This is a genomic window from Pseudomonas koreensis (assembly GCF_012986595.1).
In the GTDB taxonomy this organism is placed as follows: Bacteria; Pseudomonadota; Gammaproteobacteria; order Pseudomonadales; family Pseudomonadaceae; genus Aquipseudomonas; species Aquipseudomonas koreensis.
Map to the genome: position 1 here is coordinate 779,723 of NZ_JAAQYM010000003.1, position 15,740 is coordinate 795,462.

General features: G+C 60.6%; 16 protein-coding genes. 5 read left to right on the forward strand and 11 right to left on the reverse strand.

Annotated elements, in window-relative coordinates; all coding sequences use genetic code 11:
* The first annotated feature begins 56 nt into the window (after positions 1-56).
* The 3 genes from trpB to HBN98_RS13115 all read left to right on the forward strand — a co-directional run bounded on the left by trpB (position 57) and on the right by HBN98_RS13115 (position 2,664).
* Complete coding sequence (gene trpB / locus HBN98_RS13105; RefSeq protein ID WP_064585323.1) at positions 57-1,289, forward strand: tryptophan synthase subunit beta; 1,233 nt, start codon at positions 57-59, stop codon at positions 1,287-1,289.
* Complete coding sequence (gene trpA, locus HBN98_RS13110) at positions 1,289-2,101, forward strand: tryptophan synthase subunit alpha (protein WP_083367409.1); 813 nt, start codon at positions 1,289-1,291, stop codon at positions 2,099-2,101. The genes trpB and trpA overlap by 1 nt, the downstream gene beginning before the upstream one ends.
* A 122-nt stretch (positions 2,102-2,223) precedes the next feature.
* Complete coding sequence (locus HBN98_RS13115) at positions 2,224-2,664, forward strand: anti-virulence regulator CigR family protein (protein ID WP_064585327.1); 441 nt, start codon at positions 2,224-2,226, stop codon at positions 2,662-2,664.
* A 148-nt stretch (positions 2,665-2,812) separates the two neighbouring features.
* Here HBN98_RS13115 and HBN98_RS13120 read toward each other — a convergent pair whose 3' ends face one another.
* The 11 genes from HBN98_RS13120 to HBN98_RS13170 form a co-directional block, all read right to left on the reverse strand.
* Positions 2,813-4,774: a DUF7844 domain-containing protein gene (locus HBN98_RS13120; RefSeq protein WP_083367408.1), complete on the reverse strand. Its 1,962-nt coding sequence runs from the start codon at positions 4,772-4,774 to the stop codon at positions 2,813-2,815.
* Positions 4,771-5,091 carry a DUF2388 domain-containing protein gene (locus HBN98_RS13125; protein WP_007911662.1) on the reverse strand — a complete coding sequence of 107 codons (321 nt, stop codon included), beginning with the start codon at positions 5,089-5,091 and terminating at the stop codon, positions 4,771-4,773. Before HBN98_RS13125 ends, HBN98_RS13120 begins: the two co-directional genes overlap by 4 nt.
* Positions 5,092-5,134: 43 nt before the next feature.
* Positions 5,135-5,440, reverse strand: a complete 306-nt coding sequence (locus HBN98_RS13130) for a DUF2388 domain-containing protein (RefSeq protein ID WP_064585331.1) — start codon at positions 5,438-5,440, stop codon at positions 5,135-5,137.
* Between the two features lie 108 nt (positions 5,441-5,548).
* Complete coding sequence (locus HBN98_RS13135; protein ID WP_083367407.1) at positions 5,549-5,866, reverse strand: DUF2388 domain-containing protein; 318 nt, start codon at positions 5,864-5,866, stop codon at positions 5,549-5,551.
* 134 nt (positions 5,867-6,000) lie between these two features.
* Entirely contained in the window at positions 6,001-6,210 is a 210-nt protein-coding gene (locus HBN98_RS13140; protein ID WP_064585334.1) for a DUF1127 domain-containing protein, read from the reverse strand.
* A gap of 257 nt (positions 6,211-6,467) precedes the next feature.
* Positions 6,468-6,683: a DUF1127 domain-containing protein gene (locus tag HBN98_RS13145; RefSeq protein ID WP_007962833.1), complete on the reverse strand. Its 216-nt coding sequence runs from the start codon at positions 6,681-6,683 to the stop codon at positions 6,468-6,470.
* 320 nt (positions 6,684-7,003) lie between these two features.
* Positions 7,004-8,497 carry an acetyl-CoA hydrolase/transferase family protein gene (locus tag HBN98_RS13150; RefSeq protein ID WP_083367406.1) on the reverse strand — a complete coding sequence of 498 codons (1,494 nt, stop codon included), beginning with the start codon at positions 8,495-8,497 and terminating at the stop codon, positions 7,004-7,006.
* 214 nt (positions 8,498-8,711) lie between these two features.
* A complete protein-coding gene (locus tag HBN98_RS13155) occupies positions 8,712-10,145 on the reverse strand; it encodes an NAD(P)(+) transhydrogenase (Re/Si-specific) subunit beta (RefSeq protein WP_083367405.1) in 1,434 nt (477 codons plus the stop codon).
* The gene (locus tag HBN98_RS13160; protein WP_003220416.1) at positions 10,145-10,465 is read right to left on the reverse strand and encodes an NAD(P) transhydrogenase subunit alpha part 2; all 321 of its coding nucleotides are present in this window, start codon (positions 10,463-10,465) and stop codon (positions 10,145-10,147) included. The genes HBN98_RS13155 and HBN98_RS13160 overlap by 1 nt, the downstream gene beginning before the upstream one ends.
* A 15-nt stretch (positions 10,466-10,480) precedes the next feature.
* Positions 10,481-11,602 (reverse strand): Re/Si-specific NAD(P)(+) transhydrogenase subunit alpha, encoded by a 1,122-nt coding sequence (locus tag HBN98_RS13165; RefSeq protein WP_083367404.1) that lies wholly within the window; start codon positions 11,600-11,602, stop codon positions 10,481-10,483.
* Positions 11,603-12,036: 434 nt separating this feature from the next.
* Complete coding sequence (locus HBN98_RS13170) at positions 12,037-12,936, reverse strand: LysR family transcriptional regulator (protein ID WP_064585341.1); 900 nt, start codon at positions 12,934-12,936, stop codon at positions 12,037-12,039.
* 157 nt (positions 12,937-13,093) lie between these two features.
* Between HBN98_RS13170 and HBN98_RS13175 the strand changes: the two genes are divergently transcribed.
* Together HBN98_RS13175 and HBN98_RS13180 are read left to right on the forward strand one after the other, a co-directional pair.
* Positions 13,094-14,275: an acyl-CoA dehydrogenase gene (locus tag HBN98_RS13175; RefSeq protein ID WP_083367403.1), complete on the forward strand. Its 1,182-nt coding sequence runs from the start codon at positions 13,094-13,096 to the stop codon at positions 14,273-14,275.
* Between the two features lie 13 nt (positions 14,276-14,288).
* Positions 14,289-15,509, forward strand: a complete 1,221-nt coding sequence (locus HBN98_RS13180; protein WP_083367402.1) for a CaiB/BaiF CoA transferase family protein — start codon at positions 14,289-14,291, stop codon at positions 15,507-15,509.
* Positions 15,510-15,740: the final 231 nt, after the last annotated feature.

Genomic DNA, 15,740 nt, shown 5'->3' on the forward strand with positions numbered 1-15,740 from the left:
GGTGAGGGGTAGAGTGGCGTCATTGTCTTTCGAACCGAATTCACCTGGAGCACACCATGACCCAGACGTCGAACACTTCCAATCTGCGCAGCGGCCCTGACGATAACGGCCTGTTCGGCGCGTTCGGTGGCCGCTACGTGGCGGAAACCCTGATGCCGTTGATTCTCGATCTGGCCCGCGAATACGAAGCGGCCAAGGAAGATCCGGCGTTCAAGGAAGAGCTGGCCTATTTCCAGCGTGATTACGTCGGACGTCCGAGCCCGCTGTATTTCGCCGAGCGACTGACCGAATTCTGTGGCGGCGCCAAGATCTACCTCAAGCGCGAAGAGCTGAACCACACCGGCGCGCACAAGATCAACAACTGCATTGGCCAGATCCTGCTGGCGCGGCGCATGGGCAAGAAACGCATCATCGCCGAAACTGGCGCCGGCATGCACGGCGTGGCAACCGCAACCGTGGCCGCACGCTTCGGTCTGGACTGCGTGATCTACATGGGCACCACTGACATCGAGCGTCAGCAGGCCAACGTGTTCCGCATGAAGCTGCTGGGCGCCGAAGTGATCCCGGTGGTGGCCGGCACCGGCACCCTGAAAGACGCGATGAACGAAGCCCTGCGTGACTGGGTGACCAACGTCGACAGCACTTTCTACCTGATCGGCACCGTGGCCGGCCCGCACCCGTACCCGGCGATGGTGCGTGACTTCCAGGCCGTGATCGGCAAGGAAACCCGCGAGCAGCTGCAGGCTCAGGAGGGGCGTCTGCCGGACAGCCTGGTGGCGTGCATCGGTGGTGGTTCCAACGCCATGGGCCTGTTCCATCCATTCCTCGACGACAAGAGCGTCGAGATCATCGGCGTTGAAGCGGCCGGTTACGGCATCGAAACCGGCAAACACGCGGCCAGCCTCAATGGCGGTGTACCGGGTGTGTTGCACGGCAACCGGACCTTCCTGTTGCAGGACGACGATGGCCAGATCATCGACGCCCACTCGATTTCCGCCGGTCTGGACTACCCGGGCATCGGCCCTGAACACGCCTGGTTGCATGACATCGGTCGCGTTCAGTACACCTCCGTGACCGACGACGAAGCCCTTGAAGCGTTTCACAAATGCTGCCGTCTGGAAGGGATCATTCCTGCACTGGAAAGCGCTCATGCGTTGGCTGAAGTATTCAAACGCGCACCGAAACTGCCGAAGGATCACCTGATGGTGGTCAACCTGTCGGGCCGTGGCGACAAAGACATGCAGACCGTGATGCATCACATGGAACAGTCGAAGCAGGAGAAACACTGATGAGCCGCCTGCAAACCCGTTTTGCCGAACTCAAGCAACAGAACCGCGCCGCGCTGGTGACCTTCGTCACCGCCGGTGATCCGGACTACGCCACTTCGCTGGCGATCCTCAAAGGCCTGCCGGGTGCTGGCGCCGATGTGATCGAACTGGGCATGCCGTTCACCGACCCGATGGCCGACGGCCCGGCGATTCAACTGGCGAACATCCGTGCGTTGGGCGCCAAGCAGAATCTGACGAAAACCCTGCAGATGGTCCGCGAATTCCGCGAAGGCAATAGCGACACGCCGCTGGTGCTGATGGGCTACTTCAACCCGGTGCACATGTATGGCGTCGAGCGCTTCATCGCGGATGCCAAAGACGCCGGCGTCGACGGTCTGATCGTGGTCGACATGCCCCCAGAGCACAACAATGAACTGTGCGACCCGGCCCAGGCTGCCGGCCTGGACTTCATTCGCCTGACCACCCCGACCACTGACGACGCGCGTCTGCCGAAGGTGCTCAATGGCAGCTCCGGTTTCGTTTACTACGTATCCGTGGCCGGGGTGACCGGTGCCGGTGCGGCGACGCTGGAGCACGTCGAAGAAGCGGTGACGCGCTTGCGTCGTCACACGGATCTGCCGATCAGCATCGGCTTCGGTATCCGTACACCGGAGCAAGCGGCGGCAATCGCGCGCTTGGCCGACGGTGTGGTGGTGGGGTCGGCGCTGATCGATCACATCGCCAACGCGACCACGCCGGACCAGGCCATCGACGGTGTGCTGGGTCTGTGCAAAGCGCTTTCCGAAGGCGTGCGTCAGGCCCGCGTCAGCTGAAGGTAAAGTTCCTGATACAGAGGAATTCGCGCCTCACAACGCAGCCTAATCAAGCAAGACCGAGGGATTCAGAACCACGTTCTGAATCCCTTTTTGCTGTTTGTGCAGTGAGGAAAGACCCGATGAAAATGCCGAAACGTCTGATTGCCGGACTGGGTGTGCTGATGATCAGCGCGACCCCGCTGCTGGCCAGCGCCGATCCACGCGATGATCATGACCACGGCGGCCCGCAACCGGGCCATTACGAGAATCACGGCGACGATCACCGTGGCCCGCAGAACGACCACCGTGGCGGTCCACCGCGCGATTTCGGTCCGGTGCGGCAGACCATTCGCGACAACCACGGCTATTTCGTGCGCGGTGCACCGCCACCGCCGGGCATTCGTCTGGAGCGCGGCCGGCCGTTGCCGCACGGCTATTACGGCGAGCGGCTGGACGGTCGGGCACTGAGTCGTCTGCCGGTGTATCCGGGCTATGAATGGCGCAGGGCCGGGGGTGACATCGTGCTGATCGCGGTGGGCACCGGGATCGTTTACGAAATTCTGGACGGTGTTCTGTACTGATCTGACACGATCATCTGTGGCGAGGGCGCTTGCTCCCGATGGGGCGCGGAGCGGCTCTGCAAATTCTGCATTCAGCCGCTTTGCGACTGCTGCGCAGCCGAGCGGGAGCAAGCTCCCTCGCCACAAGGCTCAGTTCCAGTCTTCTGTCTCAGGGTAATTCAAGTCCGCCGGATGCCTTGTGCAGTTTGCGCAGATGCTCGCCGATCTGTTTCACGTTGGCTTCGCTGGCGGCAATCTCCGCCGCACGCTTGGGTTCCAGCAACTTGCGCACTTCCTTGTCCAGATCGCCGCTCAGGGCCAGCAGTTGCTTTTGGCGTTGGCTGCTTTCGTCTTGCAGACGCTTGAACTCGCTCGGTTGCGGCAGACCGTAGCCGCGGCTGTCGAGCAGTTCCGCCGGACGACTGAGGAAGCCGCTGTTGGCGAGAATTTCCTGCAGGGTGGCGTTGGCCTTGTCCATGCCACCATTCTCCAGCTCCCGGGCGCCAAGGTAGCGTTGCTTGACCTCATCCTGGGCCAGCAGCAACTGGCGGCGATAGCTGGCCTGTTCCAGCAGCAATAGCGCAGCACTGGTGCGCAGGTCTGCGCGCTCGAACCACTGGCGCCGCTCTTCGGCAGACAGCGATAGCCAGTCCTCGACGCTGGTCTGTTGGATCGGCAACTGTTTCTTCAACACATCGAACATCGCCTGATAGCGATCGCGGAACGAGTCGAAGCGATAGCCCAGGCGCAGGGCTTCCCTGGGATTGTCCAGTACGCTGGTGTCGGCCAGGCCACGACCTTTCAAGACCTCCAGCAAACCGTTGGGCATGATGCTGTCGAGGCCGACGAGTTGCTTGTTGTTGCTGCCGCTGCGCAACAGCTTGAGGCTTTCGACGGCGCAGTTGTTGGACAGGAAGAAGTAGTTGCCGTCGTAGCTCCAGTGCATCTCGGCAGCGTGTTCGACCACCTCTTCAATCTCGGTGCGCGACAGGTTCAGTGGCACCGAAGCGAGGCTGCGCAGTTCGGTCTTGGTGTATTCATCGATGACTTGGGCCAGCGGCAGCACGAACAGCCGCGACGGGTACTTGCCGACCAGACCGTCCCAGCTCGACAACTGCACGTCACCGACAAAGGCGCGGTAGGACAGCACCAGATGCTGGTCCAGGTCGAGCCGGCAATCCGGGCCCCGTGGTCGGCCCGGCGCACAGATCACCAGGCGCAACATGCTGTGGCCCCAGCGGCTGACCCAGTTCTGGTTGGCCTCGGCCAGCAGGTAGTCGACGGCATACACCCGTTCCGGATCGACTTGCCCCAGTGGCTGTTTGGCGAAATCGTTGCCGGCATTGAGGAAGGCGAAGGTGTTGCTGCAGGTGTCCTTGGCCGCAGGTGCCCAGCCGAAGCGCTCCTTGTAGTAGCGATAGAGCGCCGGACGCCGACAGGCATAGCTCGGGTCGAGGAGGAAATACTCCATGTTGACCGCGACAAACTCTTTCGGGCTGGAGATCTCGTACAGATCCGGACTGCGGGCCACCTGACGATTGTGCTGTTCACGCTCGCCACGGCGCCCGACGTATTGCTGCCAACCGGCGAGATCGAGCAGACGCGGGTCATCGCTGAGGGTGAAGCGCCGTTCGGTCTGGCCGCGACATTCGTCGGGAATGCCGATCAGGCCGGCGCTGTTGCTCCGGCGGGTGCAGCGCTGGATCAGCGTGCGCTCGGCGGCGGGCCACAGGCGCGCGCGGTCATAAATGTGGGTGAGTTCGTGCAGCACCGTTGCCAGCAGTTCCTGGCGCACCGTGCCGTGGGGGCGATTGGTTTTCTCTTTGGCCGCGCTGCCGTCGGTGAGGCCTGCCAGCAGTTTGCGGTTCAGGTCGAGTTCGGCAACCAGGGTCGCCTGGCCGTAGGCGTTGCCGGGCATGTCGTCGGTCCAGCCGACATCGATACGCCGGTCCAGCTGTTCGACGAAGCTCGGCGGCAGCTTCTGCATCGCTTCATCGAGCAGCGCCTGGCTGGCCTGCTGTTGAGCGGGGCTCAGACCGTCGGTCTTGAGTCGCAATTGCAGGCTGGCGTGAGCGCTGTTGCCAAGCAGCAGCAACGCCCCGGCCAGCAGCCAGGCGCCGAGTGACTTCACAGTGCGAGGATGGCTTCGGCGAGTACCTGGTCACTGGCGTCGCGAGCTTCCGGCACGCGCGTGCGCAAGGTATTGAGGGCGGCTTCCAGGTGTGCACCGCGAATGTCGCCGTTGGTGGCAACGAAGCTGGCCGCATCGTCGTGGGCTTCGCGGATGATTTTCGAATCGCGAATCGACGTCGTGGTGTCTGAGGTGAAATCGATGGTGCGCTGGGAGGCACGAACGATGATGTTACTGGTGGCTACCAGGGTGTGCGCCTGGGCCACGTCGGCCAACAAAAACAGGCCAAGGGCGGCAGCAATCAGCGGGCTACGCATGGAACGACTCCGGAAGGGCAATGATAACGAAGGACTGGAATAACTATTGGACGAGAATTGCCTGTGCCAGTTCAAGGTCGCTGACATGAAGTTTTGGTCGGGATTTGCGCAGGTAGTGCAGGGCGGATTCGAGCTGCGCGCCTCGCCATTCACCGTCACTGGCAACAAACGCCGCCGCGTCATCGTGAGCGGCGAGCAACAGTTTACGGTCGAACGGTGCGGAAGACACCATACCGGTCGCCCAGAGGCTGACCACAGTGTTTTGCGTGGAGACATCAAAGGCATCGACCGACGTCGCCCAGCAGGCGCTGATGAGCACAGAAGGAAAAAGCAGTTTGAGTAAACGCATGGGACTCGATAACGATTAACGAGCCTAAAGGCTAGCGCAAATGCCCGGGCCAGAGCCAGCGGCGAAACATAGGGACACGACTGGCGTGTCCCTCACAGCAACGTCGGATCAGATCGCCAGAATGGCTTGCGCCAGTTGGGCGTCGGTTGCGTTGAGTTGCGGCGCCTGATGGCGGATCAGATCCAGGGCACTTTCCAGTTTCACGCCGCGGATCTGGCCTTGGCTGGCGACGAAGCTGGCCGCGTCGTCACGGGCGGCGATAACCACCTTGTTGTCACGCAGCGAAGAGCTGACGTCGGAAGTGGCGTCCGACGAGGACTTCAGCGCGCCAACCACGGCGTCGGTGGTCACGATGAAGCTGGAGGCGCTGGCGTTGGCAGCCACGGCCAGTAAGGCGGCAGCGCTGAGCAGGCGAAGACGGGACATGGTGGATCTCCTGAAAGTGAACCGTATAGAGAGGTGGCTTGTGTCTGATGAGTCAGACGCGGGTTACAGAAGATTCGCCACGTTCTGGCGTGGATATTAGGCCGGCGCGCGGGGTTCGGACAGTGGGCAGAATGCTAGCGCCAGAAAGGTTTCTCCAGTTCGCTGAGCCGATCGGCGTGGCTGAGACCGAGATCCGCGAGGTCGCGCTGATCAAGCTGAGCCAGTAGACGCCGTGTCCTGGCGCGCTCCAGTCCCTGCCACACGCCACGCAGCAAGCGTCGCAGCGGTTGTGGACGAACCAGCGGTTGGATCGAAATTGCTGAAACATCCTGTAAGTCTTTCATGGCGCATTCCTTAAGCCGAGAGGGGTTAAGGACATGGTGCGCCGGATGCAATGTGAGAAGCAGATACACCGAAGTGAAATTGTACTGGTTCAGATTAAGGATTTAATAAACTGTACCTGTTGCTGCTGTGAGTCGCTGTATGGGTGCTTTTCAAACCCCTGAAACGACAAAACCCGTCGCGGTTTCCCGCGACGGGTCTTGTTTATTCAATTCGGGTTGCTGGCGGTGGGTCTAACGACCAGAGCCAGCGACGCTACTTAGCGCCAGAACGGCTTGCTCAGCTCTTCGTAGCGTTGTGCTTCGCTGATACCGGCGTCAGCCAGCAGACGCGAATCCAGACGAGCCAGTTGATGGCGGCTGGAGATGCGGCGCTGCCACAACATCAGGTTGGCGATAACGCGCAGAGGCAGGGAAGCCTGGTTTTTTGCAGCTTTGTCTTCGAAGAACAGTTCGGAACTGAGTGTACGTTCCATGGTTGACATCCTTCCGCTTGTGGCGGGATCAGGTAGTGGTTTAACTGGTGCCCATGATCCTCTGGTTTGCCTAGTCTCTCTAGATACAGTTCAACTGTATTGTGAGTGACCAGTTAACTGTTTATAGGGGGTGTACGGGTCAAAATTGAGCAAACTGTACCTGTCCGCACTTATGTGGTGCGCTTTTGCTCAATTCGAGGGAGGCGGTAGGCAAAAGCTGTAGGAAGCAACCGGTACAGCAGTACAGTTTTTGCCAGATGTGGCGGGTGAAAAAATCCGCTGACACAAACTGTGTTTGCATCAGCGGTTTGACTGTGTGATTACACCGCGAGCATGCGTCCGGTTTCTTCCAGGTTGATGTGCCAGCTCAGGGCTTCGCGCAGGATGTGTGGGGTATGACCGCCGATGGCGCAGGCAGCGGTGAAGTAGTCATTCAGCGCCTGGCGATAATCCGGATGCACACAGTTGTCGATGATCGCCCGGGCGCGTTCGCGCGGCGCCAGGCCGCGCAGGTCGGCCAGGCCGACTTCGGTCACCAGGATGTCGACGTCATGCTCGGTGTGGTCGACGTGGCTGACCATCGGCACCACGCTGGAAATCGCCCCGCCCTTGGCGATCGACTTGGTCACGAATACCGCCAGGTGCGCATTGCGTGCGAAGTCGCCGGAGCCACCGATGCCGTTCATCATCCGTGTGCCACAGACGTGGGTGGAGTTGACGTTGCCGTAGATGTCGAACTCCAGCGCGGTGTTGATGCCGATGATGCCCAGCCGGCGCACCACTTCCGGATGGTTGGAGATCTCCTGCGGGCGCAGGACCAGTTTGTCCTTGTACTTCTCCAGATTGCCGAACACGTCGCTGTTACGCCGCTCCGACAGGGTGATCGAGCTGCCCGAGGCAAAGCTCAGCTTGCCCGCATCGATCAGATCGAAGGTCGAGTCCTGCAGCACTTCGGAGTACATGGTCAGGTCTTCGAACGGCGAGTCGATCAGACCGCACATCACCGCGTTGGCAATGTTGCCGATCCCGGCCTGTAACGGGCCGAGCTTGTTGGTCATGCGACCGGCGTCGACTTCCTGCTTGAAGAAGGTGATCAGGTGCTCGGCAATGGCGTTGGTGTCGACATCCGGGGTCGACACCGTGGACGGCGAATCCGACTGCTGTGTGATGACGATGGCGACGATCTTCTCCGGTGGAATCGGGATCGCAGTGCTGCCGATGCGGTCATCGACTTTCACCAGCGGGATCGGCGTGCGTGTCGGGCGATAGGTCGGAATATAGATGTCATGCAGGCCTTCGAGGTTGGCGTTGTGCGCCAGGTTGATCTCGACGATCACCTGCTTGGCGAAAATCGCGAAGCTTGCCGAGTTGCCCACCGAGGTGGTCGGCACGATGTGGCCCTGCTCGGTGATGGCCACGGCTTCGATCACCGCGATGTCCGGCAGCTTCAATTGCTGATTGCGCAACTGTTCAACGGTTTCCGACAGATGCTGGTCGATGAACATCACCTCGCCGGCGTTGATCGCCTTGCGCAAGGTGCTGTCGACCTGGAACGGCATGCGCCGCGACAGAACGCCGGCCTCGGTCAGTTGCTTGTCGAGGTCGTTGCCCAGGCTGGCCCCGGTCATCAGGCTGATCTTCAGCGGCGTGACCTTGGCTCGCTCGGCCAGTGCGTGAGGGACAGCCTTGGCTTCGCCGGCGCGGGTGAAGCCACTCATGCCGACGGTCATGCCGTCTTCAATCAGCGCGGCGGCGTCGGCGGCGCTCATCACTTTATCCAACAACGAAGGCAGGCGAATACGGTCACGGTACATGGATTATTTTCTCGGGAAGCGAGTAGCAGGATGCGCAGTCTAGTGAATTTCGCGGGCGCCTGTCCCGCTACCAAGGTCGCAAACGAGGCGTCTATTTAGCGGGTTTGAAGTAAAACACCGTTACCGGATCTGCAACAACGCGGCAAATTGTCCGACGCTATGCGCAAACAAAAACGCCCCGACAAGTCGGGGCGTTCGGTACCGCAGCGACGGATTACTCGACCGCTTTGACCATGTCTTCGATGACTTTTTTCGCGTCGCCGAACACCATCATGGTCTTGTCCAGGTAGAACAGTTCGTTGTCCAGGCCGGCATAGCCGCTGGCCATCGAGCGCTTGTTGACGATGATGGTCTTGGCCTTGAACGCTTCGAGAATCGGCATGCCGGCAATCGGCGATTTCGGATCGTTCTTGGCGGCCGGGTTGACCACGTCGTTGGCGCCGAGCACCAGCACCACGTCGGCCTGGCCGAACTCGGAGTTGATGTCTTCCATCTCGAACACTTGGTCGTAAGGTACTTCGGCCTCGGCCAGCAGTACGTTCATGTGACCTGGCATGCGACCGGCCACCGGGTGGATCGCGTACTTCACAGTGACGCCACGGTGGGTCAGCTTCTCGGTCAGTTCTTTCAGCGCATGCTGCGCGCGGGCCACTGCCAGACCGTAACCCGGGACAATGATCACGGTGTCGGCGTTGGTCAGCAGGAAGGTCGCGTCGTCAGCCGAACCGGATTTCACCGGACGGGCTTCTTTCGCACCGGCCGGGCCAGCGTCGGCCGTGTTGCCGAAACCGCCGAGCAGTACATTAAAGAAGGAACGGTTCATCGCCTTGCACATGATGTACGAGAGGATTGCACCGCTCGAACCCACCAGCGAACCGGCAATGATCAGCATCGAGTTGTTCAGCGAGAAGCCGATCCCCGCCGCCGCCCAGCCGGAATAGCTGTTGAGCATCGACACCACCACCGGCATGTCGGCGCCACCGATCGGGATGATGATCAGCACGCCCATCACGAACGCCAGGGCCAGCATCAGCGCGAACGCAGCGAGGTTGCCGGTGAGCATGAAGGTCACGCCCAGCACCAGTGTTGCCAGACCCAATACCGCGTTCAGCTTGTGCTGACCGCTGAACTGTACGGGTGCACCCTGGAACAGGCGGAACTTGTACTTGCCCGACAGCTTGCCGAAGGCAATCACCGAACCGGAGAAGGTGACTGCACCGATCGCGGCACCGAGGAACAGCTCCAGACGGTTGCCCGCAGGGATCGAGTCGCCCAGTTGCTTGACGATGCCCAGCGATTGCGGCTCGACCACCGCGGCAATCGCAATGAACACCGCCGCCAGACCGATCATGCTGTGCATGAAGGCGACCAGCTCTGGCATCTTGGTCATTTCAACGCGCTTGGCCATGATCGAACCGGCGCTGCCGCCGATCAGCAGGCCGACGATCACATAACCGATACCCGCAGTCGCCAGCTCAGCGCCCAGCTTATAGATGAGGCCGATGGTGGTGAGGATGGCGAGGGCCATGCCGAGCATGCCGAACAGGTTGCCGCGCCGCGACGTAGTCGGGTGCGACAGGCCTTTGAGGGCCTGGATGAAACAGATCGACGCGATCAGGTAGAGCGTCGTGACGAGATTCATGCTCATTACTTCGGCGCCTCTTCTTTTGCTTTCGGGGCTTTCTTCTTGAACATCTCAAGCATGCGGCGGGTGACCAGGAAGCCACCGAACACGTTGACCGCCGCCAGTGCCACGGCGAGGGTGCCCATGGTCTTGCCCAGCGGCGTGACGGTGAGGGCGGCGGCCAGCATGGCGCCGACGATCACGATTGCCGAGATGGCGTTGGTCACCGCCATCAGCGGCGTGTGCAGCGCAGGTGTAACGTTCCAGACCACGTGGTAACCGACATAAATCGCCAGCACGAAGATGATCAGGTTGTAGATACCGGGGGAGATAAGCTCTTCCATCGTCTGAATCCCTGCTTAGGCGTTTTTGCGGATGACTTGGCCGTCGCGGCACATCAGGCACGCGGCGACGATGTCGTCTTCGAGGTTGACGTCGAACTGGCCTTCTTTGGTGAACACCAGCTTGAGGAAGTCCAGCAGGTTGCGGGCGTACAGCGCCGAGGCGTCTGCAGCAACTTCACCGGCCAGGTTGGTCGGGCCGACGATGGTCACGCCGTTCTCGACCACGACCTGATCGGCCACGGTCAGCGGGCAGTTGCCGCCCTGGGCTGCTGCGAGGTCGATGACCACCGAGCCCGGCTTCATCTGCGCCACGGTGTCCGCGCTCAACAGCACCGGAGCCTTGCGGCCCGGGATCAGTGCGGTGGTGATGACGATGTCGGCCTGTTTGGCGCGTTCGTGCACGGCCTGGGCCTGACGCTGCATCCAGCTCGCCGGCATTGGTCGCGCGTAACCGCCGACACCGACCGCGCATTCGCGCTCTTCGTCGGTTTCGTAAGGCACGTCGACGAACTTGGCGCCGAGGGATTCGATCTGCTCCTTCACCGCCGGACGTACGTCAGACGCTTCGATCACCGCACCCAGACGTTTCGCCGTGGCAATCGCCTGCAACCCGGCCACGCCTGCGCCGAGAATCAGCACGCGCGCCGCTTTCACGGTGCCCGCAGCGGTCATCAGCATCGGCATGAAGCGCGGATAGTAGTGCGCGGCCAGCAACACAGCCTTATAGCCGGCAATGTTCGCCTGCGACGACAACACATCGAGACTCTGCGCGCGGGAGGTGCGCGGCGCCGCTTCGAGGGCGAACGCGGTGATCCCGCACTCGGCCATTTTGGCGATGGTTTCGTTGTTGAACGGGTTGAGCATCCCCACCAGCACCGCGCCGCGCTTGATCAGCGTCAGTTCGGCGTCGCTGGGGGCGACCACTTTGAGAATCAGCTCGGCACCGAACGCGTCATTGGCACTGCCAATGGTTGCGCCCGCTGCTTCATAGGCACTGTCGACAACACTGGCTTTGACGCCGGCGCCGGTTTGCACAGTGACCTTATGACCTTGGCTGATCAGCTTTTTAATGGTTTCCGGGGTTGCAGCAACCCGTGTTTCACCGGTCTGGGTTTCGAGAGGAACACCAATGTGCACGTCAAATCTCCTGCGTGATCTTATTGAGTAAACCCAGGCACTGCGGATGGTGCGACTGGGGCGGCCGATCAGCACGATCCCGCCAAATCAGGGCGGGGCGCGGCATTTTGCAGGCGAACTTTATGCCCTTCAAGGGATTATGACGGGTGACGGAAAATTAACTACAAGTCATCCCGTGACCGAATGTCGCAGATGGCCGGCGCAATCCCTTGCAGGCCGTGCCTTGTAAGGATTCTGGCTGAATTTGAAAAAATTTCTCATCGGCGACGTGAATAGGCCGTAATGAGTCTTCGATGGAGGCTCAAAGCCACGTCCGCAGGCGCTTGTGGGACGTCTGTACGACTTTCGGATACAGTCTGCGATTTTGCGACAAATACTTATATCTGTAGGGCTTTTATTTTCCTGACTACCGGGTTAGCAATTGCTGAAAGCCCCTATCCTTCTAGGCTGTAGCTGTTTGCCTGATTCACCAGCCAGTCGCGAAAAGCCTTGAGCGACGCCGATTCGACTTTTCGCTCTGGAATCATCAGGTAATACGCCTTGATGCTGGAGAGCGCATTCGGGTTGGCGATCACCAAGCGTTTCTCGGTCAGTTCGCGCTGAATCAGGAACGGTGGAATCAGCGCGATCCCCATGTCGTGCATGGCTGCCTGGGCCAGCATGGAGAATAGCTCGTAGCGTGGGCCTGTCATGTCACGGGGGATGCTCAGGTGCTGTGAGTTGAACCACTGGCGCCAGGCGTAGGGGCGGGTGGTCTGTTGCAGCAGCGGCAGCTCGGCGATCTCGTCGGGTGTCAGATGCGTTCTGCTGCCGAGCAGGGCGGGGCTGCATACTGGCATCGGATTTTCGCCCATCAGCCTGTGAGATTCGGTACCCGACCAATCGGCGTCGCCGAAGTAAATCGCTGCGTCGAAATCAGTGTCGGCAAACAGGAATGGGCGGGTGCGGTTGGTCAGGTTGACCGTGACCTCGGGGTGCTTGAGCTGGAAATCCTTCAGCCTTGGCAGCAGCCATTGCGTGCCGAAGGTCGGCACCACTGCCAGTTCGATCACATTGGTGCCTTGTTGGCCCATGACCGAAAGCGTGTCGCGCTCGACGGCATCCAGTTGCGTGGCGACCCTGCGGCTGTAGGACAGGCCGGCTTCCGTCAGCTTCACCCCGCGTCGTGAGCGTCGGAACAGTTCCACACTGAGGAAGTCCTCCAGGCTGGCGATCTGTCGGCAAATCGCGCCCTGGGTGAGGGAAAGCTCTTCGGCGGCCTTGGTAAAGCTCTCGTGGCGAGCGGCGGCTTCAAAGCTGATCAGGGCTGTGGTACTGGGGATCTTTCTACGCATGTACGTCAACCTCACTAATGCGCCGCTTAAAAGGCATTCAGCGACGTTTCGGAGTGAGAAATTAGCACAACAGGATGCGAAATCCTCGTTTGCCGCGATGGCGAACCCGGCCTAGGATCAATGCCACGTTAATTCACCGATTTGCGAGGACACACTCATGGGCGGTAAAGCTAGTTTCAACTGGATCGATCCCCTGCTGCTGGATCAACAGCTCACCGAAGAGGAGCGCATGATCCGCGACACCGCCGCCCAGTTCGCTCAGCAGAGCCTGGCGCCACGTGTCCTCGAAGCGTTCCGCCATGAAAAAACCGATCCGGCGATCTTCCGCGAAATGGGCGAAGTCGGGCTGCTCGGCGCGACCATCCCTGAGCAGTACGGTGGCAGCGGTCTGAACTACGTCAGCTACGGCCTGATCGCCCGCGAAGTGGAGCGTGTCGACTCCGGCTACCGTTCGATGATGAGCGTGCAGTCCTCGTTGGTGATGGTGCCAATCAATGAATTCGGCACTGAAGCACAGAAACAGAAATACCTGCCGAAACTGGCGTCCGGCGAATGGATCGGCTGCTTCGGCCTGACCGAGCCGAACCACGGTTCCGATCCGGGCGCGATGATCACTCGCGCGCGCAAGGTCGACGGCGGCTACAGCCTGAGCGGCGCCAAGATGTGGATCACCAACAGCCCGATCGCCGATGTGTTCGTGGTCTGGGCCAAGGACGATGCCGGCGACATCCGTGGCTTCGTGCTGGAGAAAGGCTGGAAAGGCCTGAGCGCTCCGGCGATTCACGGCAAGGTCGGCCTGCGGGCGTCGATCACCGGTGAAATCGTCATGGACAACGTCTTTGTGCCGGAAGAGAACATCTTCCCCGACGTGCGCGGCCTGAAAGGTCCGTTCACCTGCCTTAACTCCGCGCGCTACGGCATCTCCTGGGGCGCACTGGGCGCTGCCGAGTTCTGCTGGCACACCGCTCGCCAGTACACCCTCGATCGTCAGCAGTTCGGTCGCCCGTTGGCTGCCACTCAGCTGATCCAGAAGAAGCTGGCCGACATGCAAACCGAGATCACCCTGGCCCTGCAAGGTTGCCTGCGACTGGGCCGCATGAAGGATGAAGGTACCGCAGCGGTCGAGATCACTTCGATCATGAAGCGCAATTCCTGCGGCAAGTCGCTGGATATCGCCCGTATGGCCCGTGACATGTTGGGCGGTAATGGTATCTCCGACGAGTTTGGCGTGGCCCGTCACCTGGTCAACCTGGAAGTGGTGAATACCTATGAAGGTACGCATGACGTCCACGCGCTGATCCTTGGGCGTGCGCAAACCGGTCTGCAGGCGTTCTATTAACAGGAGAGCGACCATGGGCGCGCTGTCGCATCTGCGGGTACTGGATTTATCGCGAGTATTGGCCGGGCCGTGGGCCGGGCAGATCCTCGCCGACCTTGGCGCCGAGGTAATCAAGGTCGAGCGCCCGGGTAATGGTGACGATACTCGCGCCTGGGGGCCTCCTTTCCTTAAAGACGCTTATGGGGAGAACACCAGCGAGGCGGCTTACTATTTGTCGGCCAACCGCAACAAGCAGTCGGTGACCATCGACTTCACACGCCCCGAAGGGCAGCAGCTTGTGCGGGACCTCGCGGCGAAGTCGGACATCCTCATCGAGAACTTCAAGGTGGGTGGCTTGGCAGCGTATGGGCTGGACTACGAATCGCTGAAGGCGATCAATCCAGACCTGATCTACTGCTCGATCACCGGATTCGGTCAGACCGGGCCTTACGCCAAGCGTGCGGGCTACGACTTCATGATCCAGGGGCTGGGCGGGCTGATGAGTCTGACCGGGCGCCCCGAGGGTGATGAGGGCGCCGGCCCGGTAAAGGTGGGGGTGGCGCTGACAGATATCCTCACAGGTCTGTATTCGACCGTGGCGATCCTCGCGGCACTGGCGCATCGGGATCACGATGGCGGTGGTCAGCACATCGACATGGCGTTGCTGGATGTTCAGGTAGCGTGCCTGGCCAACCAGGCGATGAACTACCTGACGACGGGCAATGCGCCCAAGCGTCTGGGTAATGCTCATCCGAACATCGTGCCTTATCAGGACTTTCCTACAGCCGACGGCGACTTCATTCTCACCGTGGGCAATGACGGCCAGTTCCGCAAGTTTGCCGAGGTGGCCGGTCAGCCGCAGTGGGCGGACGATCCACGGTTCGTCACGAACAAGCTGCGGGTGGCGAACCGTGCGGTGCTGATTCCGTTGATTCGCCAGGCAACAGTGTTCAAGACCACAGCCGAATGGGTCGCTCAGTTGGAGCTGGCAGGCGTACCGTGTGGGCCGATCAACGACCTGTCGCAGGTATTTGAGGATCCGCAGGTAAAGGCGCGTGGGTTGGCGATCGAGTTGCCCCATGCGTTGGCGGGTAAGGTGCCGCAAGTCGCCAGTCCGATACGTCTCTCGCAAACCCCGGTCGAGTATCGTCGTGCACCGCCATTGCTGGGCGAGCATACGCTGGAGGTTTTGCAGCGAGTGCTGGGGCTGGGCGCAGGTGCGGTGGCTGCGCTGAAGGACGATGGCGTGCTGTGATCTTCACTTCTATATAGAAGCGCGCTGATTCCTTCTTCTATATAGAGGGAATCGAGTGCTTTTTAGCCTGCCTGCAAGTTATTGAAAGAAAACTGAAATTAACGGTTGACGGCAGATTCCAGAGGTCTATAATTCGCCCCACTTCCGGCGCAGTCGAAACGGAAAACTCCTTGAGATTCAATGAGTTACGCAGTTTTCGACAGTGGCTCGCTTCAGTTCATCGAAGCCTGG